The following is a 17,320-nucleotide window of genomic DNA, read 5'->3' on the forward strand; positions in this document are numbered from 1 at the left end:
TGCCTTGACCGTCCAGAGAAGGGGCAACAGCGCCGGACGGATCTTGAATTTCATCTTCGCCGACGTCGGCGGACTCGGCCGATAGCGTCTCAGGGTTGACGCCGGTGATGTCTTGCAACAGCACCATGGCCTCCTCATAGAAGGCGGTGTATTCCGGGTCGTCCATGCCGGTCGTGCTCTTCAGATCGACACGCAGCTTGCCATCGACGGTGAAGAACGCATCGACGATGCCGAGCTTCAGGCGAATAGCCTTATGCAGGTCTTCGGCGGTGCGCTGCTTGACCGGGCAATTCTTGATGACCTGGTGCAAGATCGACCAATATTTCCGCTCCAACTTCCGGTTCTTGACCTGGGTGATCTGGACGTTGACCGTCGACCGGTTGCGATAGGTCGACAGCCGTTCCTGTTCCCATGCGGCGGCCGGGACGAGATGACCGTTCTCGACGATCATCCGAAAAGCCGGGGCTTCGTTTGCCTTAGCCATTGATGATGCTCCGCTCGATGAGCATGGCGTCAGCTATCCGATAGGCGGCTTGCGCAGCGTTCGCGGCATAATCCCTGCCAAGGCCAAGATCAGGCTCGCCGTCTTCCGGCTGCGGTTCCGAGAGGAGCCCAGTCAGTGCTCGCCCTGCGAACCAGTCGCGGAGCGTCATGCCCGGCCACGCGTCACCGGTCTGTGGATTGCCGAGCGTGAATTGTTCGTTGCTGCAAGGGAAGGCCGGGCCGCCGCTGCTCATCACTTCGCCCCCACGCGCTGGACGTGCTTGCGCTTGATCGATGTGGCGAGCGCCTGGTTGTCCTCGTCGCCTTCGAACTTGGCGAGGGGATCGAAGTCGTTCCAGATTTCGGCGATGTCGGCTGCCGTGGTGGCGGCGCCCATCGTTTCATCAAGCTTGGTGAAATAGTCGCCGAGCGTTTCGGTCTCGTCGACAATGGCGTCCGTCGCCTCTCCGGTTTCGGTGACAGTCTCGCGCTCGTCGATGATCTCGCCGGTATCGGCGTCGATGGTTTCAGCCGGCCCGGTGATCTGCGCCGACGGCGGCGGCACTGGCGGTTGTGGCCGGGTCAGGGGCGTGACGTCGCGCATCTCGGCGATCTTGGCGCCCTCGTCCTCGTCATAGATGCCCGAGAAGCCGAAGGCATAGCGCGCGCACTGGATCAGCGACTTGTGGCGCAGCATGCGGTGCTTCATCTGCCAAGGGTCGGTGGCGCGGATGCACTCGCTCAGATATTCCGTGATCTCGATCGGATGCGAGCGGTCCTTGCGGTAGATCCTGCAGGTGCAGGACACCAGTGCGCCAGCCTCGTCGTGGTCCATCGCGAACGTGACACCATCCATTGACGGATGCGAGTTGATCAGATTTGCCCAGCCGTCTATCGAAACTATGGGCACGATGCCGCCGCCCTTCGCGGGGTAGGCGTAGATTTCCTTGGTCAGCGGATTGAGCTTGTATTCCTTGGCGACGAGCAGGAAGGCGGCGAACTCCTCGCGGCTCGGAACCTTGCCGTTCTTGTCCGGCTTCATGCAGGTGGCGCGCACTGTGGCTTCGAAGGCGGCCGGCTCCATGCCGAACCTGGTGGACATGTCGACGAGGACGGAACGCGGCTGGCGCTCGGCGGGGGTGACGATGGCGTTCATGGTCATTTGATCCCAATGGTGATTGGCAGCGGGTAGGGCTCGCTGCGGTGATTTGACGGGCTCCAGCATGTCGTTTCGCCGACGTGGGCCTTCTCAGCACCGCCAAGAAATTTCGCGGTGTCTGGATATTTGGCTTTGAGGCTGTCGATCATCGATCCGCCAGACCAGAGGTCGAACGTGGTGATCTGCTTGCCGGCATGGATGGATGGCTCGATGTATTCAATGTCGAAACGCCGACCAGACATTCCGCGAAACTCGCCGCTGGTTCGGTTTCCCGGCGAGTAGACGTGCCCGGCGATGATGGTCATTTGCGGGTGCTCACGCTCAAGCCGCTTCTCGAACTGCTCCCAATAGTCGCAACCATGGCAGATGCGCTTTTCCATCATGCGGGTGCCGATCGGTTCCATGAAGGAGTTGCGACCTTCCTCGCCACAGCGGACGCATTTCCACTTGTAGAGTTGCTTAGGCTCTCTCTTGCCGTCTACCCAGCGATCGGCGATGCCCGCCTCGGTCAATCCATCCGTGTTCATCAAACCACGCGCTCCTCTTCCTTGATTTCCATGCCATCGAACGGCATGCCGGCGGTGGCCGCGCGCTGCGCAAGCTTGTCGATGATCTCGATCAGGTCTTTGTGGCGCATGCCGACGAGCGCGGCCGCGGCCTTGGCGTAGTCGGTGACGACGCCAACCTTGACCGTGCGCATGGACACTCGGGCACCAGTGCGGCCGGCGTTGACCTTGCGGGCTTCAGCTTCCTGCTCGGCGGCGCGCGCCTGGCGCTCGGCTTCAGCCATGCGGTTGTTGTGTTCCTGGATGGCGGCGGCGTCTGAAATGCCGTCGGCCACCTTCTTCGCCATGGCCTTCTCGGCAGCGATGCGCGCCTCGTCAGCCTCACGGCGGATTCGGTCGGCTTCCTCCCGCGCCTTCCGCTGGCGGTCTTCCTCGGCGCGGATCTGTTCCTGTAGGAATGGCTTGATGTGCGCCTTCAACTGCTTGGCGAGTTCGTCCGGTTCGGATTTCAGATCGCGCCATTTGTCGTCGACCGCGCGGCCGGCGTCGAGGTGCGGCTGCTTCTCGACCTTGTGCAGCCCTTCGGCCTTGGTCTTGATCGTGGTGAGCCGCTTCGACCAGATCGCAACCTTGTCGGCCTGCGCCTGGGTCTTGACCGGCTGCTTCATGAACTCCTCGGCCTGTTCCTTCTCGCCGAGGTATTCGATGCGCAGGGCTTCGAACGGATCGATGTCGCCGCTGTTGTCGCCGATCGGCGCAGGCGGCTCGTCATCGAACCCGCCGCCGACCATAGCCTTCTCATAAACGGCATGCTCGATCGGGAAGCGGCAGGCATAGGTCCAAAGCTGCTCGACGTCGCGAACCTCACGACCGGACCTGTACGCCAGCCAAGCGCCGCCCTCGTCGACCCAGATGGCAACCGGCTCCCATTGGCCGTCTTTGCCGCGGACGCGGTAATAGCCCTGCTGTGGCTCGCTGTGGATGGGCCCGAAGTTGCCGGACAGGGCCGCGCGCCACCAAGCCCACCTGTTGACGACGTTCGACGCTACGGCGCCGGCAGATTGAAACGTGTCGTTCATAGGATTGCTCCGGCGATGAGAGGCAGCGCGAAAAACAGGGCTGCGAAGAGGATGAGGTCGCGGCGGCGGTACATCAGGCGGCTTCCACGCTGACCGGCTTGACGGTCACATCCATCGGGCCGGCTAACCTTGCGAAATGGTCACGGATGGCGAAATCGCCCATTCCCTGCGGGACGGCGAACCCGGCGTGGACAACAAGCCAGTTCACCATCGCCGCACGTTCGTGCTGGCTCACCGTGTCGATGAAGATGTGGCCGTTATAGACGGCGGCGTATCCGGTCTGGGCCATCACGCGGCCCTCGGCGCGCGGGTCTCGCCCATCTGGTAGAGGGCGCAGGCGAGGGCTTCATCGACGGTGTTGCCATTGCCACCGACGCACTGGCGTTCACCCCAATGAAGATAGACCGTGAAGGGGACCGTCTTGACTTCGGTGTAGAGCGCGACCGAAACGGTGGTCAGGTCGTGCTTAATGCAAAGGGCTTTCAGGAACGCATCCATCACGAAATCCTCCGAAGCGTTGAAATCTGGCGATCCTTCTCAGCCTTGCGCGCCACGACGTCGACATGGCTGCCGGAATGGTCGAGCCAGTCCCGCTCCTGTTCGAGCTTGGCGATAAGCCGGGCCTTCTCGGCGCCGGTCATCTGCATCAGTGAGGCAATGGCCTCGTCATGCTCAGCCTGTGCCAGTGCCGCTTCAGCCAGCCGACATTCGATGTCGTCGACGCAAGCCTTCAGCGCCCGTGAAAAACACCAGTGCGTGTCGCGGTGTCCGATCCAGGCGATGAAGTTCGTGCCGTCCTTGGAGATGGCGCGGGATTCGTGGCCGAGCGTCACCGTCCAATAATTTTCGCGGGTCTCTTCCCATGTTGCGGATGGCGTGTTCGGGAAGGTGTGGGCTGCGGTGTTCATCAGAGCACCGCCTTGAAAGCGCGTTCAACCAAGCGGTCGACGGCGGCGGGCACGGTCGGCCCGTTCGGAACGACCTCGATCTCCAGATCGCCGTCATCGTCATTGGCAACAGTCAGGCTAACGTCGCCGGTGGTGAGTTCTTCGCACTCGAACCGATAGCCGGCTGCAATGATGGCTTGGGCCTTCGTGGCTACCTCTGCAGGGCGTTCGATAGATACCGACACCAGCCGGCCATTCGGGCGAAGGAACTGCGTGAAGGGGATCGACGCGGCCTTCATGCCGCCACCTGATCGGCGATGCAGAGAACGAGATCGACCACGGTCGAGCCGTCGTCCTTCGCTTCCTCGACCATCTTGGCGACGCCGAACCGATTGCCGCTTTCGTCCTCGATGTGGACCGCGGCGAGGTCGACGCCGGCGTCTTCGATGGCCTGCAGAAACTCGGCCAGGGTCTGCGCCCGCTCGGTAAGGGTCCGCTTGTCGGTGATCATCTTCATGGCGGCTGCTCCTCTTTGTTGTCGAGGGCATATTCGCGATAATCGCAAAGAACGTCAAGCGGAATATCGCGATAATCGCAAAATTGTTTGACTATGCTTTTGCGATGGCGCAAAAGAAAAGCCCCGGCCTATCGGGCGCGACCCAGAGAACCCATGGAAGCTTGGATGAAGAACGAGCCGGTCTTAACGCCGGCCGGCGAGTGGTATCGGAACCGCGACGAGTGGGTCCGCCACGTCCTTGGGCGCGATTATCTGTCGTCTGATTGCCAGCGGGTTGGCATCTTCATCGCCCTCCATATGAACCGCCGTGACGGCCACACGAAGCACCAACAGACCACTATCGCGGCCGATCTTAACCTCAGCGTCGAGACGGTGAAGCGAGCAGTGAAAAAACTCCGAGAAGAGGGATTGCTAGACCGCGACCAGGTGCGTCGCGGGTACCGAAATCGCGCCGTCAACCACTACATGTTGATATTCCCTTGGGCCGTCTAAGTGTCACTGGTGACACTTTGGCCGGGTGTCGCTGGTGACACCCCTAATAACGGTAAGATCATAATAACGGTACTTCTCTTCGTTCATATCAAGCTCTGGAGAGGGAGTACTATAGCTCTACGGAAGGGACTGAAAGTTGAGCAATGACCAGCATACCCCAGAGGAGTTCGAGCGGGCCGTGAAGGCGTTCTATTTCGTCGTCTACGGCAAGAGCTATCACATCCAGCGGACCAGAACATTGAAGGTCGGCATCCGTCGATACTTCAACAAAGACCCGCTTCTGAAGCCGAGCCTGCTCCCAACGGCAGGAACGGCGTTTGCGTATCGGTATCTGGTCGTGAACCTTCACCGACATTGGATGGCGGAAGGTTTCAAAAAGCTCCCACCTGCATATGACGACCTACCGATGCCCAACGTCGAGCGCGCTGCGCGACAGGCTCGCGCTTTCGTGCCGAAGCCGAAAAACGATACCAAGAGCGCAAGCCGCCAAACGAAGGATGTTTTCTATGCTTCATGGGAGTGGCGGACGCTTCGCATGGAGGTGCTGAAAGAGCAGGGCAGAAAGTGTGGATGCTGCGGCGCCGGTCCGAAGGACATGGACGTGTCCGGCCATGCTGTCCGCATTGTGGTCGACCACATCAAGCCGATCTCAAAGTTCTGGCACCTTCGGCTTGACCGGTCCAACCTTCAGGTTCTGTGCGACGAGTGCAACCAGGGCAAGGGTGCGTGGGACACGACCGACTGGCGAGAGGAGCCGCCTGAACCGGAACCGGAGTGCTCGCAACTCGAGCAGATGATCATCGACCAGCTCACGCCGAGGCAGTAAAACCTACCTCGGCACCATGCTTTTGACCTTCGCCGCCCAGAGAACTTCGGCATCGAGGATAGGGGCCTCGGTATTCGAAAGAAGATGGAACAGGCCTGGCGACTTGGCACGCTGAAGCTTCTTCACGAGAACGCGGTCGTCGATCAGGCCAACGACGCATAGGCGGCCGATCATATCTGTCGTCACGGGCGAACGTATTTCGTCATAGTAGACAAGCCAGTGCTCGAACAGGGCGCCCAGGCTTTCGCCGCGGATTTCCATCGCCACAGTGTCTTGTGTGGCGCCTTCTGGGGCAGGCACCCGTTCAAGTTCGCCTTGCGTGTCAGCATAGAAGTGAGCCGCCGCGCCGGCGCCGACATAGCCGACGAGTGGCACGCTGTCTCGATCCGGGTCATCGGCCAATGCCTCATCTGCGAAGAACCTGCGCATAGCGTCGGCCTCGTGAGCGCGGATCTCCCGAGTTTCCTTATTGGGGTCCATGTTCATCATGCGGGTAATGGCGTCCGGACGGATGCCGAGACGCTTCGCCAAGGCGACCTTCACGCCGCGACCGCGCTGGGACAGCTCGTCATGCAACCAAACCCTGATATCGCGCTGCGGATCGTTCATGACGGCATAATCGCGATAGTCGCAAAAATTCCTATCGCGAAGTTCGCAAATTCTGCTTGACAGAAACTCGCGATAATCGCAAAGATGCAAACCATGAGCGAAATGCATCTCGATCCCGCGAAGTCAGTCATCGGAAAAATCGGCATCGAAAAGGTGTCCGAAATCACCGGCAAACACGTCTCGCGTGTCTATCGCTGGATGTATCCGAAGGAGCGCGGCGGCACTGGCGGCCGCGTCCCGCAGGAAGAGGCCGAGAAGCTGCTCGCCTATGCCAAGGAAAATTCGATCGAACTGTCGCCGGCCGACTTCTTCGCGGTCGCCGCATGAGCGCCTCAGTGAATGGCGGGCATTTCGGAATCGAACCCGACCATGTTCACAGCCATCTCGCGCGCGGTCTTCAAGATCGCCATCTGACAGTCGGCGTTCGACATAATGATGTGGACCTTCGGAACGTAAAGTATCCGGCCGCCGACGCGGCGCTCCGTCACCAGAACATGGCGGGAATTCGCTCCCATGTTCTCGATGCGACCGACCCCGCAAACAAAAAACTCCGGCACAGCGGCCGGCTCCACAATATCGCTTGCCATGATTACTGCCTCCCTGCCGGTGTTGTTGTTCTGGTTGCCGGCGAGGCAAGGATGCACGGTACGAAACCGTACACAAATCACAAGTCGCGAAATATTTCAGCTTATGCACAGTCGTGTTCGCAACATGCTGAACGCGACGTTACCGAATGCAACTGGCAGGTTGCAGCATGAGCGGCCTGCTGACTGGAAACAAGACGGCCAGCGCCGCCGTCCGCGGCGATGACTTCTACGCCTCGCCCTATGCCGCCCTGCCGCCATTGCTGGTCGCTGAAGGCAAGCGACTGCCGCGCGCCATATGGGAGCCCGCCGCCGGCAATGGCGCGCTGGTGCTGCCCCTGCGCAATCGCGGGTTCAGCGTATTCGCCACGGATCTGAACAACTGGGGCTGTCCCGACAGCGAGGGCGGCATCGACTTCACAAGCAACGTCGGCGCCGAGTGGGGTGCCAGCATCAAGCAGATGAACCCGGACTTCGGCATCGTCACCAATCCGCCTTTCGGAATCATCGAGCAGTTTGTCGAGCGCGCCGTGGCGATGTCGCCATATGTCGCGCTGCTGTGCCGGCTGGCCTTCCTGGAGAGCGAAGGCCGGATGAACTGGTGGCGGCACGTCGGCCTGCGCCGCGTGCACCTTATCTCCGAACGCCTGCCGATGATGCATCGCCACGGGTACGACGGCCCGAAGCTGTCGAATGCCGGCATGTGCTTCTGCTGGTTCATTTTCGAGAGCAACAAGCGGCCTGCCCATCAAGTTCCCATCCGCTGGATAAGTTGGAAATTGGCCTGCCGCAAATTCCCGCAGACCGACGCCGACACGCCGCCAGTCGCGAAAGACCAACTCGGGCTGTTCGAGGCCGCAGCATGAGCCAGGTCTGGCCGATGCTCGCTGTCCTTGGGCTGCTGATGTCGCAAGCCGGAACGATGCTGATGCTTCATCGCCTGCAGCGCCGCGTGGCAGCGTCCGAGCTTCGCGAACTCTATCGGGATCGGGGGGTTCTATGAGCGCGATCTGGACGCAAGACGGAACGGTCCTCGTCTTCGATGCTGAGGTCGGCACCGCATCCGGCCGCAGTGAGCATGAAGCCTGGCAAAAGATTGAAGCGCGCAAGGCGACGAAGCGGGTCATGCGCAACACCGGGAGGCGCCCGTGAGAGCCGCCGGCGCCACCAATTTCAAATGGTCGATGGCCGACGTCGACTTCGTCGTCGGTCTCGCTCGCTCCAGTCGGACGGCTGCTGAGATTGTCGAGCGCGTGAGCGGCAGAGGCATCATCGCTTCACCCGAGGAAATTCGTGAGTTGTGCTGGCAGTCAGGCCTTACCGTGCGCTCGGCGCCGAGGTTGGCCCGATGACGGCGCGCGGCTACAAATTCTTCGCATGGTCGTTCCTTTGTGGAGCGGCTTGGGCATGGCTTGAGAATGTCGACATCACGGTCGTTCTCGGCCTAATCATCGTGTCGACCGTCCACATGGCCGCCAGCGACATTTTGAAGGCGGTGGGCAAATGATCGCCGCGGCATTCCTACTCGGCATAGGCATCGGCTGGGCCGCATCGCGCTACGCAATCGCGAAGCGTGAGACCCAGGCGGACGAGCTTCGGTTTCTTCTCGCCCCGGTAGTCCAGCACTCCGTTGAAGACGCTGCGCGTCAGGCCGGGTGCTGATGAAAAAACATCGTCATCATTTGCCGCGCGGGGCGGAAATTGGCGCCCCCCAAACTGTAGCTCCAACTGGACCGACCTCTGAGCCTGCAAGCGTGCGGTTCGATCCATTGGACATTCCTTTTCTACCGTGTTGGCCGGAGATTCCGGCTGGTTCCCAACGATCAAAAGGTAACTCGTTGGGGTTCAACAATGAAAGACAAGAGAGTTGGCAAGTTTGCCAAAAGTCATAGCGAGAGTGAGATGAGTACGACCGCTCTACACAAGGGCCGCGAATATTACGACGCCTTAATGGATGCCGAATATCGCGGGCGGAAAGACAGAAATGGATCGGCCAGGTCTCGTTTGGCCGACGACCTTGGAGTGAACGAGAACAAGCTTCTCCGGCTTGAATATAAAATCGAGGAGATGAGGGACATCGGGGGTGAGCTCTACCGCCGTCTTCGGATTTGGTACGAGGCCATCTGTGAAGGAAACGAGGCCGCGGCGCAGCAAATGCGCGAAGAACGGCTCCAACTGAAGGCAAGACGAGATGCGGTTCATCGCAGGCCTGGTGAGACGGGCGGCAGAGAAAATCATGCTCATGATTGAGCGGGCACGACAGAGGAAAAAGTAAATGGCGAAAGCAGCGAAGCGAAGTGCAGTGAACGGCCAGACCGAGCGCCGCGCTTCGCCTGGTGCTCTGCTCGCGTGGCTGAAGGCGCATGTCGGTTGGAAAGGCGATGGATGCCTGACGTTCCCCTTCGGCTGCAACAGCGCCGGCTACGGCCAGATCAGGGTCGGCGGCCGCAAGGGATATGCTCACAGGTGGATGTGCGAGGCCATTCACGGCCCGGCACCGACGCCAGAACATGAGGCCGCCCATTCATGCGGCAAAGGCCACGAGGCCTGCGTCCATCCTGATCATCTCCGCTGGGCGACAGGCCAAGAAAACATGGCTGATCGCGTTCAGCACGGCACAGCCAATCGCGGAGAGCGGCAAGGCCTTTCCAAACTCACAGAAGCCCAGGCGCGTGAAGTCATCCGCCTGCATCGGCAAGGCGTAGCGATCGGCCTGATCGCAGCGCAATTCGGCATTTGCAAGAGCAACGTCAGCATCATCGCCAACGGCAAGTCGTGGGCGTGGCTGCAAGAAGCGGCGTAAGGAGCGCGCAATATGGCAAAGACTACAAAGCAGTCAAAGGTCAATGGCCAAACGGATCGGGAAATCTGGGAGGAAATCACCTTCCTCAACAGCTTCCGCCAGATCAAGGAACACAGGTCCGAAATCGCCGGCGCGATGGGCGAGATCGGCGGTATCTATGACCGGATCAAGAACATCGGCTTCACCAAGGCCGACGTGAAATGGGCCATGGAGCTCGACGAGAAAGACGCCACCGAGGTCATCGCGACCATGGCGCGGCGCCTGCGCATTGCCCGCATGTTCGGCCATGGCGTCGCCCGCCAGATCGAAATGTTCGACGCCGACCGGACGCCCGCGGACGAGCGCGCCTATGGAGAGGGCTTGGCCGCCGGCAAGCTGCGCAAGGATGCCGGCAATCCCTATGGCGCAGACAGCCCGCAAGGCCAGGCATGGCAGCGCGGGATGAACGACGGCACCGAGTTCATCAACAAGGACTTGGCCAGCCAGTTCGAGGAGCCGAGCGGCGACGAGATCATCAAGGCTGCCGACGGCGAGGAAGATCCGTTCGATGCGGCCGATCCCGCAAAGCAAGCCGCCGAATAATCCACATCCAACCGGGGGACCATCATGAACATGGCAAATCACATCGCCGAGGGACTCGCTGCTGAATTTGGCGGCAAGGTCATCGACTTCAAGCCACCCAATCCGGAGGAGGAGGTAGAACGCCTCGCCTCCGTTCATCGCCAGGCAGAGGGCCGGTATCGCCAGCGCGCCGCCGATACGCGCCGGAGCATGAAGCTGAAAGAGGCCGGGTTCCGCGTCGACGAGAAGGCCGAGATCGCCCGCCACAAGGCCGCCATGGAACTGATCGCCGAGCAGCGCGCCAACAACCGTGAGATCGGCGAACGTGCACTCGCGGCCGATGAGAAGCTGGCCCGGTACAATCGCGCCGCTGTCGATTTGCTGGCGGCGGAATAACCCATGAGCCGCCAGATCGCCGCTCTGCAATTCCCGGACATCGTTCCGGCCGCAATCACCACGGAGCCGCCAGAAATGCGGCTTGTGCCGCCGGCGTCGCTTTCTGTCGACGAGAAGTATCAGCGTGGGCTGTCAGAGCGTTCGGTCAAACTGATCCGCAAGATCGTCACGGAATGGGATTGGAGGGCATTCAAGCCGCCGGTTGTTGTTGAGGTTGACGGCGAGCTCCAGGTTATCGACGGGCAGCACACCGCCATTGGCGCGGTGACGCACGGCGGTATCGATCTGCTACCGGTCTTGGTGGTCAAAGCGGCGGAGCAGGAGGCGCGCGCCAATGCGTTCGTCCGGCACAACCGAGACCGCATCACGGTCACGCCGACGCAGCTTCACAATGCGATGGTAGCAGCCGGAGACGATAGCGCAGTGACGATTGCACAGGTGTGCGCGCGTGCCGGCGTCACCATCCTTCGCAACCCGCCATCCTTCGCGAAGTTCAAGCCCGGCGAGACGCTTGCCATCACCACAATTGGCGGGCTGGTCAGCCGCAGGCATGCCAAGGGCGCGCGCGAAGTCTTGGAGATATGCGCCAAGTCCGGTGCTGCACCAGTCGCCGCTGCGACAATCAAGGCGGTGGAGCACCTTCTGTTCGCGGCGGAATATAAGGGCGAGATGCTGCCGGACCGCATCGCCCTGATCCTGTCCGCCCATGCATCGACGATCGATCAGGAGGCGGCCCGCTTCTCAGCTGAGCGCAAGGTGCCACTTTGGCGAGCCCTTGCCAGCGTCATCTACATGAACCGCCGGAAGGCGAGAAATGGATGATCTCGTGATCCGGCAGCAGCAAGAGATAGAAACGCTTCGCGAGCGCATCCGCCAGTTGGAGGATGCATTGGTCCCGCCAAGCATCAGCGTTCCGCTGGAATGGCTTCTGACAGGCAGCGAGGCTCGCCTGTTCGCGTTCCTCACGACACGGCAGATCGCGACGAAGGCCGCCATCATGCAGGCGATCTACTCGGCTGGTGCCGACGATGAGCCCGAGCCAAAGATCGTCGACGTCTTCGTTTGCAAAATCCGCAAGAAGCTCAAGCCGTTCGGCGTCCAGATCGAGACCGTGTGGGGTCAGGGCTATTCCCTTCGTGACCGGTCAAATCATCAACAAAGGATCGCAGCATGACGCGCCGGGCGGGGGTCCATCTCACAGCAGAACAGATCGCTGAGGCCAAGGTTCTTTTCTCCCTTGGCTGGTCATATCCGCGCCTCGGCGAGCGCTTCGGCTGCGATTACAAGACGGTCAAGCTGGCGCTCGACGCTGACTATGCCCGTGAGCGCCGCATGCAGGTCAACAGCGCAGCCAGGCTGAGGCGCGCACCATACAAGCGCATCGGCGGCCGCGAGAATGCCACCGCCATCAGCGTCAAGGAAGACGGCGCGGCAAGGCTGGCTGAGGTACCGCCTGACACCCGCACGCTCACCCAGCGCCTCATGGGCGATCCAATTCCGGCCGATCCGCGCCGCGCGAGGCTGCATTTATGACCCGCCCCTTTCACTCAATGGCCGGGGCGATCACCGTTGCCGGCCTTCTCGCAGGCCTGGTGCTTGTCGGGACACATGGCAAAGCGTGGCCGCATGATGCGCCGACAGGCTGGGCATACCCGCAGAATTGCTGCAGCGGAATCGACTGCCGCGAGGTTCCCGACGCCGACATAATCGAGGGCGCCCGCGGCTACGAAATCCGCAAGACGCATGAACTCATCCCGATGACCGATCCCAAGGTCAAGATGAGCCCGGACGGCAAGTTTCACTGGTGCAGCGTCGGCGGGCTCAACGACAGCCGGACGATATGCCTGTTCGTGCCAGGGCGGGGTGCTTGATGGCGATCATCCTTGCCTTCGACCAATCGATCGCGCGCACCGGCTGGGCAGTCTACGAACCGCCATCGCATGGCAGCATGCTGATCGGCTCATTCACGTCCCGGCCTGAAACCAACATGTCGACCGAAGCGAAGACAGCCATCTTCTGCGACGAGATCGAGAAGCTGTTCAAGGCGCATCGGCCGCAGTTCGTCATCTGGGAAGCGGCGGCCGAGGTCATCCGGTCGTTTGCCAAGCAGGGCAAGGAAGACTTGCTCGGCGGCCACAAGGTGCAGGGCGTCACGGTCAACGCCGACCAGCTTATCCTTCGCGATATCCAAGGCCACATCAGGCACGCGGCGCGCGCCCGGCGCATTCCTTACGAGCCGGTGCAGCCGAAGACATGGCGAGCGGCAATCCTGAAGAACGGCAACCTCGGCCGGGACGACGCGAAAAAGAAGGCCAAGGAGTTCTGCCACATGCTGAAAATCGCGGTGCGCAATGACGACCAGGCCGAGGCCGCGTGCATCGCGCTCTACGGCGCCACGACCCAAACATTCCGGATGATGACGGCGAGGGCCGCATGAACGCGCATCAGCGTGAATTCAAAGCCCCGCTGCCCGACATCGTTGAGGCAGAGCAAGCGCTGCTCGGCGCCATCCTGCATTCCAACGATGCCTATTGGCGCGTCGCCGGTTTCCTGAAGCCGAACCACTTCTTCGAAAAGCTGCACGGCAACCTGTTCGAAGTCATGGCAACGATGATTGCCGAAGGCCGACCGGTCAACCCGATCACGATCAAGCCCTACATCCCAGCCGAACAGATGGTCGGCGAGTTGACGATGAACCAGTACGTCATCCGGCTGTTTTCCGATGCGATCACGACATCCGGCGCCTATGACTATGCCCGCGGCATCATCGAGATGTGGGCGCGCCACCAGCTTATAGCAGCCGCCCAGGATTTGGACGCGCTCGCCCGCAACATGCCGGTGGATATGACGCCAGAGAAGATCATCGGAGCGACTGCCGACGAGCTCACCCGCATAGCCAGGGAAGGCAACGAGCGGGCCGCCAGCGTCCAGTATGGCGTCATCCTGCCGAACGCCGTCACCAAGGCCGCCAAGTCCAGCGGCGACGCTTCGTCACGCATTCCATGGTTCCTGCCGGAGATCACATCGGCGCTCGGCGACATCCGCCGCGGAAATCTTATCGGGCTTATGTCGGACAGTGGAGGCGGCAAGACATCGTTCAGCCTGCAGCAATGCCGCTTCGCCGCCTCACAGGGCTTCAAGAGCGCGTTCTTTTCTATCGAGGTGACCGACGAGGAAGCAGCGCTCCAAGCCGCTGCACAGCAGGCGCATATCTCGCTGGGCCGCATTGACGCCTACACGCTCAACTCCAAGGAGAGCGGCGACCTCGAAAAGGAGATGATGACCTCGGCCGATCTGCCTTTCTACATCGTCGGCTTCGGCGAGTGCACGCTGACGGACATTCGGATCAAGGCGGAAGCCATGGTGAAAAGCCAGGGGCTCGACCTCATCATCATCGACCACGCCAAGATGATCACGCTACCGAATCCGAAGGATATGTTCGCAGAACGGGTAAACGCGCTCTATCGCGGGCTGAAGGCGTTGGCCAAGACGCTCAACGTCGCGGTCGTCATCCTCATCCAGCGCAATGACGACTGGAAACGCCGGTGGCAATCAAGCGGTGGAGCAACCGCCTTCCGGCCGGTTATGGGCGATGCATACGGCGGTGGGTCGATCAAGCAGGCGCTTGATGTCTGGTTCTCGCTCTATCGGCCGGAGCCGCTTTACCGGGAAATGCTGCCGACCATGCCGCCGGAGCGGCTGTCCAAGGCTGACCAGGAAAACGGCGTGCTGACCAAGAAGCAGATCATGATCCAGAAAATGGAGGAATCGCGCGGCAAGGCGGCGGTGATCAACCACAAGCGCCGGCGCGGCGAGCCAGGCCAATCACCGCAGATCGGCTTTGAGGCCGAGTTCACGCTGTTCAAATCGCTGATGGAAGACGCGGCGCCGGCTTTCGAGGGGTTCGAGTGATGATCGCGCTCTGTCCCTGCTGCAATCGCCCAATGGAAGCCGGCCGCGCGCCGATCGACGGGCTGGCTGGCGCAGCGCTTACAAACCAACAGCGTCAGATGGTCGCCGAGATGGTGAGGGTGTACCCCAAGTCAGTCTCACGGGATCGCCTGTTCGATATCCTTTACCAACTGGACCCGGACGGCGGCCCTGAGAGCATAAGCAACAACGTCGCCGTTCGCATCCACAAGATACGCAAGGTCATAGAGCGCTTCGGCTGGACCATTCCAAAGCAGCACGGCGGCACGGGCATCAAGGGCTTCTACCGTCTCGCACCGTTGGATCTGGCAGCATGAGCGACTTCCTCCCCGAATACCACTATCTCCCGGTCCCCGGCGGCTACAGGGCGAGCTATCGCCTGTTTGCCGATCGCCCGTTTCGCCTGATCCCCGGCGCTGAGAAGTTCCCATCCGCCGGACAGGCCATCACCGCGGCAAAGGACTATGTGCGCGCCAGGCTCAATCCGCCGATCCGAGGCGAGGTCACCGAGCCCTGCGATGTGCTCGACGTCCGAGCATGGCACGAGCAGAAGGCAGCACAGCGCGCGGCAGAGCAGGAGCAGGCGCTGGGCGCCATCGTCGTCAAAGGCAAAGCAGTGAGGATTGAGCGTAGGAGAGTACGAGCATGATGGTATTCAGCTATTCCCGCACCATGGCCGGCGCACAGCGCATCGCACAGCAGCGCGGACGCCCGCTGCCGACCATTGAGGCGCAGCAACCGGAACGCCCTCCTGTGGTCACGCCTGCGGCAATGGCGCCGCCTGTAAAGCCTGCCGCCGGCCTGTCGATCCGCAATGCGGTTGTGCTCAAGTTCACACCCCGCACAGCGGCGCAAAAGATCATCGCCGACATCGCGCACAATCACGGGCTGACCTATGCCGACCTCATGCGCAGGAATAGAAAGCGGCGCATTGTCATGGTCCGCGACGAAGCCATGGCAGCGGTCAAATCCGCCAAGCCGTGCCTCTCATTGCCGCAACTCGGCCGGTTGTTCGCCGACAGGGATCACACCACGATTCTTAGTGCGCTCCGGCGGCATGCAAAGCGAGCCACCGCATGATGGACCCGCGCGTCATCGCCCTCTGCAGCGAGTTCGGAATCGAGGTGATCCCGGCGAACCGCTATCCAGACATAGGGCAGACGCGCGCGGTGGCATCGATCCAGCGCATCATCGAACGCTTCGGCATCCACCATGCGCGGGCCGTCATGCGCACCTTGGCCGAGACCGCGAACAACAAGGCGCTGCTCGACGAAAGCGGATTATGGGCAGCCTCTGACCTGTTGCGGGCCTATGCCAAGGTCTACCAGGAACGGCCGAGCGATTGGTTTGAGGTTTGGGATGCAACGCCGGTCGGGGAACTCCAGTTCGTTGCTCAGCAATTGCGCGGCTTCGTCAAGATCAGGCCGGCGCTGGCCGGCATGGTGCAGGAGAGGCTATATAAGCGGTTCGGGAAATGGGCGGATCAGCCTGACTTGCTTGATGACAGGAGGGTGACGGCATCATGAATATCGGGGAAATCGCAGAACGGTTCATCCGCGCCGCAGAGATCGAGCGCGCCAGCCATGAGCATGTCGGCCCGGCACCGCTACGAGCGCAGCAACTGCCCTATGTTCACGACCAAGCCGACAAGAACGGGTGGGGCAAGGCAAGGGAACAGCGCGTCATCAAGAAGGGCAAGCTGATCCAAGGCGATTGGCTCGACGAGCATGAAGACCCATTGGCGGCCGAGCGCAAGGCATTCTGGGAGCGCATCGGCTTCATGCCGTCGGCGCATGAGATCAGCGAACTCGAGGCACTGCACGAATGGCTGCTGTCGGTCGGCAATGACAATGAGCGCCGCGCGCTCCTCGCATGGGCTCGAGCCAAGGTCGGCGGCAAGTCATTCCGGCGCTGGTGTTTCAAGGTCGAGGGCATCCATCCGAACACTGGCCGCGCAAGAAAAGATCGGGCTTTGGCGCGAATTTCAGCCATTCTGGTTCGCAACGCATCACAGCATAGCGGAAGTGCGGAAATCAGGCTGTTGCAACCTACCCACGAAATCAGTGATATTTGTGCCACAATCCCGGAAGATGCGGGAGAGCGAGACTGCCTCAACTCCTGGATCGCAGATGGCGCTTTCGCCAAGATCCTTTCCTCCGAACATGACGATTTCAGTTGGGCATCCAAGCGCAACCAGGCCCGCCGCCAGCGGGAGCAGCAGCGCAGGAAGCAGGCGGCGTGATGGGCGACCTGTCAGGCCGGGAACACTTCGACGTACCTGGCGCTCGCTGGGTTGATCTGGTCACCTTGGGCTCGCTTTATGAAGAGCAGCTTGATGTCGGTCGGATTGACGGCAGATGGCGCCACCGTGCCAAGGTCAAGGCCGACGAGCCGTTCAACATGTGGCGTGAGGGTAGGGCGCCACTGGTCCACTTCGATACGCGCAGCGGTGCACGGGTGGTGACGGGGACGCTGTGAACCAATCCCG

Annotated in this window: 33 protein-coding genes and 1 pseudogene; 22 read left to right on the forward strand and 12 right to left on the reverse strand. The window is 61.3% G+C overall.

What is annotated here, in order from left to right; genetic code table 11:
- The 10 genes and pseudogenes from NKI61_RS19855 to NKI61_RS19900 all read right to left on the reverse strand — a co-directional run.
- Positions 1–484 (reverse strand): annotated as a pseudogene (locus tag NKI61_RS19855) (hypothetical protein); the annotation flags it as partial.
- A complete protein-coding gene (locus tag NKI61_RS19860) occupies positions 477–737 on the reverse strand; it encodes a hypothetical protein (RefSeq protein WP_352840353.1) in 261 nt (86 codons plus the stop codon). The pseudogene NKI61_RS19855 and the gene NKI61_RS19860, both read right to left, overlap by 8 nt.
- Positions 737–1,639, reverse strand: coding sequence for a recombinase RecT (locus NKI61_RS19865; RefSeq protein ID WP_352840354.1), 903 nt, complete (start codon positions 1,637–1,639; stop codon positions 737–739). Before NKI61_RS19865 ends, NKI61_RS19860 begins: the two co-directional genes overlap by 1 nt.
- A 2-nt stretch (positions 1,640–1,641) precedes the next feature.
- Complete coding sequence (locus tag NKI61_RS19870; protein WP_352840355.1) at positions 1,642–2,169, reverse strand: hypothetical protein; 528 nt, start codon at positions 2,167–2,169, stop codon at positions 1,642–1,644.
- Positions 2,169–3,227, reverse strand: a complete 1,059-nt coding sequence (locus NKI61_RS19875; RefSeq protein WP_352840356.1) for a hypothetical protein — start codon at positions 3,225–3,227, stop codon at positions 2,169–2,171. The genes NKI61_RS19870 and NKI61_RS19875 overlap by 1 nt, the downstream gene beginning before the upstream one ends.
- A gap of 73 nt (positions 3,228–3,300) precedes the next feature.
- Positions 3,301–3,516, reverse strand: coding sequence for a hypothetical protein (locus NKI61_RS19880; protein ID WP_352840357.1), 216 nt, complete (start codon positions 3,514–3,516; stop codon positions 3,301–3,303).
- Positions 3,516–3,725, reverse strand: coding sequence for a hypothetical protein (locus NKI61_RS19885; protein WP_352840358.1), 210 nt, complete (start codon positions 3,723–3,725; stop codon positions 3,516–3,518). The genes NKI61_RS19880 and NKI61_RS19885 overlap by 1 nt, the downstream gene beginning before the upstream one ends.
- On the reverse strand, positions 3,725–4,135 hold the full coding sequence (locus NKI61_RS19890; RefSeq protein ID WP_352840359.1) for a hypothetical protein: 411 nt from the start codon (positions 4,133–4,135) through the stop codon (positions 3,725–3,727). Before NKI61_RS19890 ends, NKI61_RS19885 begins: the two co-directional genes overlap by 1 nt.
- Complete coding sequence (locus NKI61_RS19895; RefSeq protein ID WP_352840361.1) at positions 4,135–4,413, reverse strand: hypothetical protein; 279 nt, start codon at positions 4,411–4,413, stop codon at positions 4,135–4,137. The genes NKI61_RS19890 and NKI61_RS19895 overlap by 1 nt, the downstream gene beginning before the upstream one ends.
- A complete protein-coding gene (locus NKI61_RS19900; protein WP_352840362.1) occupies positions 4,410–4,631 on the reverse strand; it encodes a hypothetical protein in 222 nt (73 codons plus the stop codon). Before NKI61_RS19900 ends, NKI61_RS19895 begins: the two co-directional genes overlap by 4 nt.
- 165 nt (positions 4,632–4,796) lie before the next feature.
- On the opposite strand from NKI61_RS19900, the gene NKI61_RS19905 reads away from it, so the two are divergent.
- Positions 4,797–5,123 carry a helix-turn-helix domain-containing protein gene (locus tag NKI61_RS19905; protein WP_352840363.1) on the forward strand — a complete coding sequence of 109 codons (327 nt, stop codon included), beginning with the start codon at positions 4,797–4,799 and terminating at the stop codon, positions 5,121–5,123.
- Between the two features lie 136 nt (positions 5,124–5,259).
- Positions 5,260–5,949: an HNH endonuclease gene (locus NKI61_RS19910; protein WP_352840364.1), complete on the forward strand. Its 690-nt coding sequence runs from the start codon at positions 5,260–5,262 to the stop codon at positions 5,947–5,949.
- A 3-nt stretch (positions 5,950–5,952) separates the two neighbouring features.
- Here NKI61_RS19910 and NKI61_RS19915 read toward each other — a convergent pair whose 3' ends face one another.
- Complete coding sequence (locus NKI61_RS19915; RefSeq protein WP_352840365.1) at positions 5,953–6,558, reverse strand: LexA family transcriptional regulator; 606 nt, start codon at positions 6,556–6,558, stop codon at positions 5,953–5,955.
- Positions 6,559–6,651: 93 nt separating this feature from the next.
- On the opposite strand from NKI61_RS19915, the gene NKI61_RS19920 reads away from it, so the two are divergent.
- A complete protein-coding gene (locus NKI61_RS19920) occupies positions 6,652–6,885 on the forward strand; it encodes a hypothetical protein (RefSeq protein WP_352840366.1) in 234 nt (77 codons plus the stop codon).
- A gap of 5 nt (positions 6,886–6,890) precedes the next feature.
- Here the strand turns inward: NKI61_RS19920 and NKI61_RS19925 are convergent, their stop codons facing one another.
- On the reverse strand, positions 6,891–7,145 hold the full coding sequence (locus tag NKI61_RS19925; RefSeq protein ID WP_352840367.1) for a hypothetical protein: 255 nt from the start codon (positions 7,143–7,145) through the stop codon (positions 6,891–6,893).
- 167 nt (positions 7,146–7,312) lie between these two features.
- On the opposite strand from NKI61_RS19925, the gene NKI61_RS19930 reads away from it, so the two are divergent.
- The 19 genes from NKI61_RS19930 to NKI61_RS20020 all read left to right on the forward strand — a co-directional run bounded on the left by NKI61_RS19930 (position 7,313) and on the right by NKI61_RS20020 (position 17,310).
- On the forward strand, positions 7,313–8,008 hold the full coding sequence (locus NKI61_RS19930) for a hypothetical protein (protein ID WP_352840368.1): 696 nt from the start codon (positions 7,313–7,315) through the stop codon (positions 8,006–8,008).
- A 133-nt stretch (positions 8,009–8,141) separates the two neighbouring features.
- Positions 8,142–8,294 carry a hypothetical protein gene (locus NKI61_RS19935; protein ID WP_352840369.1) on the forward strand — a complete coding sequence of 51 codons (153 nt, stop codon included), beginning with the start codon at positions 8,142–8,144 and terminating at the stop codon, positions 8,292–8,294.
- Positions 8,295–8,442: 148 nt separating this feature from the next.
- A complete protein-coding gene (locus tag NKI61_RS19940; RefSeq protein ID WP_352840370.1) occupies positions 8,443–8,649 on the forward strand; it encodes a hypothetical protein in 207 nt (68 codons plus the stop codon).
- Between the two features lie 344 nt (positions 8,650–8,993).
- Complete coding sequence (locus NKI61_RS19945) at positions 8,994–9,392, forward strand: hypothetical protein (protein WP_352840371.1); 399 nt, start codon at positions 8,994–8,996, stop codon at positions 9,390–9,392.
- A 52-nt stretch (positions 9,393–9,444) separates the two neighbouring features.
- Positions 9,445–9,945 (forward strand): HNH endonuclease, encoded by a 501-nt coding sequence (locus tag NKI61_RS19950; protein ID WP_352840372.1) that lies wholly within the window; start codon positions 9,445–9,447, stop codon positions 9,943–9,945.
- Between the two features lie 12 nt (positions 9,946–9,957).
- On the forward strand, positions 9,958–10,527 hold the full coding sequence (locus NKI61_RS19955; RefSeq protein ID WP_352840373.1) for a hypothetical protein: 570 nt from the start codon (positions 9,958–9,960) through the stop codon (positions 10,525–10,527).
- A 24-nt stretch (positions 10,528–10,551) separates the two neighbouring features.
- Entirely contained in the window at positions 10,552–10,902 is a 351-nt protein-coding gene (locus NKI61_RS19960; protein ID WP_352840374.1) for a hypothetical protein, read from the forward strand.
- Positions 10,903–10,905: 3 nt separating this feature from the next.
- Positions 10,906–11,724: a DUF6551 family protein gene (locus NKI61_RS19965; protein WP_352840376.1), complete on the forward strand. Its 819-nt coding sequence runs from the start codon at positions 10,906–10,908 to the stop codon at positions 11,722–11,724.
- Positions 11,717–12,076 (forward strand): winged helix-turn-helix domain-containing protein, encoded by a 360-nt coding sequence (locus NKI61_RS19970; protein ID WP_352840377.1) that lies wholly within the window; start codon positions 11,717–11,719, stop codon positions 12,074–12,076. The genes NKI61_RS19965 and NKI61_RS19970 overlap by 8 nt, the downstream gene beginning before the upstream one ends.
- Positions 12,073–12,435, forward strand: coding sequence for a hypothetical protein (locus NKI61_RS19975; protein ID WP_352840378.1), 363 nt, complete (start codon positions 12,073–12,075; stop codon positions 12,433–12,435). Before NKI61_RS19970 ends, NKI61_RS19975 begins: the two co-directional genes overlap by 4 nt.
- Complete coding sequence (locus tag NKI61_RS19980) at positions 12,432–12,773, forward strand: hypothetical protein (RefSeq protein WP_352840379.1); 342 nt, start codon at positions 12,432–12,434, stop codon at positions 12,771–12,773. The genes NKI61_RS19975 and NKI61_RS19980 overlap by 4 nt, the downstream gene beginning before the upstream one ends.
- Positions 12,773–13,339 (forward strand): hypothetical protein, encoded by a 567-nt coding sequence (locus NKI61_RS19985; protein WP_352840380.1) that lies wholly within the window; start codon positions 12,773–12,775, stop codon positions 13,337–13,339. The genes NKI61_RS19980 and NKI61_RS19985 overlap by 1 nt, the downstream gene beginning before the upstream one ends.
- Positions 13,336–14,814, forward strand: a complete 1,479-nt coding sequence (locus NKI61_RS19990) for a DnaB-like helicase C-terminal domain-containing protein (RefSeq protein WP_352840381.1) — start codon at positions 13,336–13,338, stop codon at positions 14,812–14,814. The genes NKI61_RS19985 and NKI61_RS19990 overlap by 4 nt, the downstream gene beginning before the upstream one ends.
- Positions 14,811–15,149 (forward strand): helix-turn-helix domain-containing protein, encoded by a 339-nt coding sequence (locus NKI61_RS19995; RefSeq protein WP_352840382.1) that lies wholly within the window; start codon positions 14,811–14,813, stop codon positions 15,147–15,149. Before NKI61_RS19990 ends, NKI61_RS19995 begins: the two co-directional genes overlap by 4 nt.
- Entirely contained in the window at positions 15,146–15,481 is a 336-nt protein-coding gene (locus tag NKI61_RS20000) for a hypothetical protein (RefSeq protein ID WP_352840383.1), read from the forward strand. The genes NKI61_RS19995 and NKI61_RS20000 overlap by 4 nt, the downstream gene beginning before the upstream one ends.
- On the forward strand, positions 15,478–15,912 hold the full coding sequence (locus NKI61_RS20005) for a helix-turn-helix domain-containing protein (RefSeq protein WP_352840385.1): 435 nt from the start codon (positions 15,478–15,480) through the stop codon (positions 15,910–15,912). The genes NKI61_RS20000 and NKI61_RS20005 overlap by 4 nt, the downstream gene beginning before the upstream one ends.
- A complete protein-coding gene (locus NKI61_RS20010) occupies positions 15,909–16,358 on the forward strand; it encodes a hypothetical protein (protein ID WP_352840386.1) in 450 nt (149 codons plus the stop codon). Before NKI61_RS20005 ends, NKI61_RS20010 begins: the two co-directional genes overlap by 4 nt.
- Positions 16,355–17,074, forward strand: a complete 720-nt coding sequence (locus tag NKI61_RS20015; RefSeq protein ID WP_352840387.1) for a hypothetical protein — start codon at positions 16,355–16,357, stop codon at positions 17,072–17,074. The genes NKI61_RS20010 and NKI61_RS20015 overlap by 4 nt, the downstream gene beginning before the upstream one ends.
- A complete protein-coding gene (locus NKI61_RS20020; RefSeq protein ID WP_352840388.1) occupies positions 17,071–17,310 on the forward strand; it encodes a hypothetical protein in 240 nt (79 codons plus the stop codon). The genes NKI61_RS20015 and NKI61_RS20020 overlap by 4 nt, the downstream gene beginning before the upstream one ends.
- The last annotated feature ends 10 nt before the right edge of the window (positions 17,311–17,320 follow it).

It is taken from the genome of Mesorhizobium sp. M0514 (assembly GCF_040321145.1).
GTDB lineage: Bacteria > Pseudomonadota > Alphaproteobacteria > Rhizobiales > Rhizobiaceae > Mesorhizobium.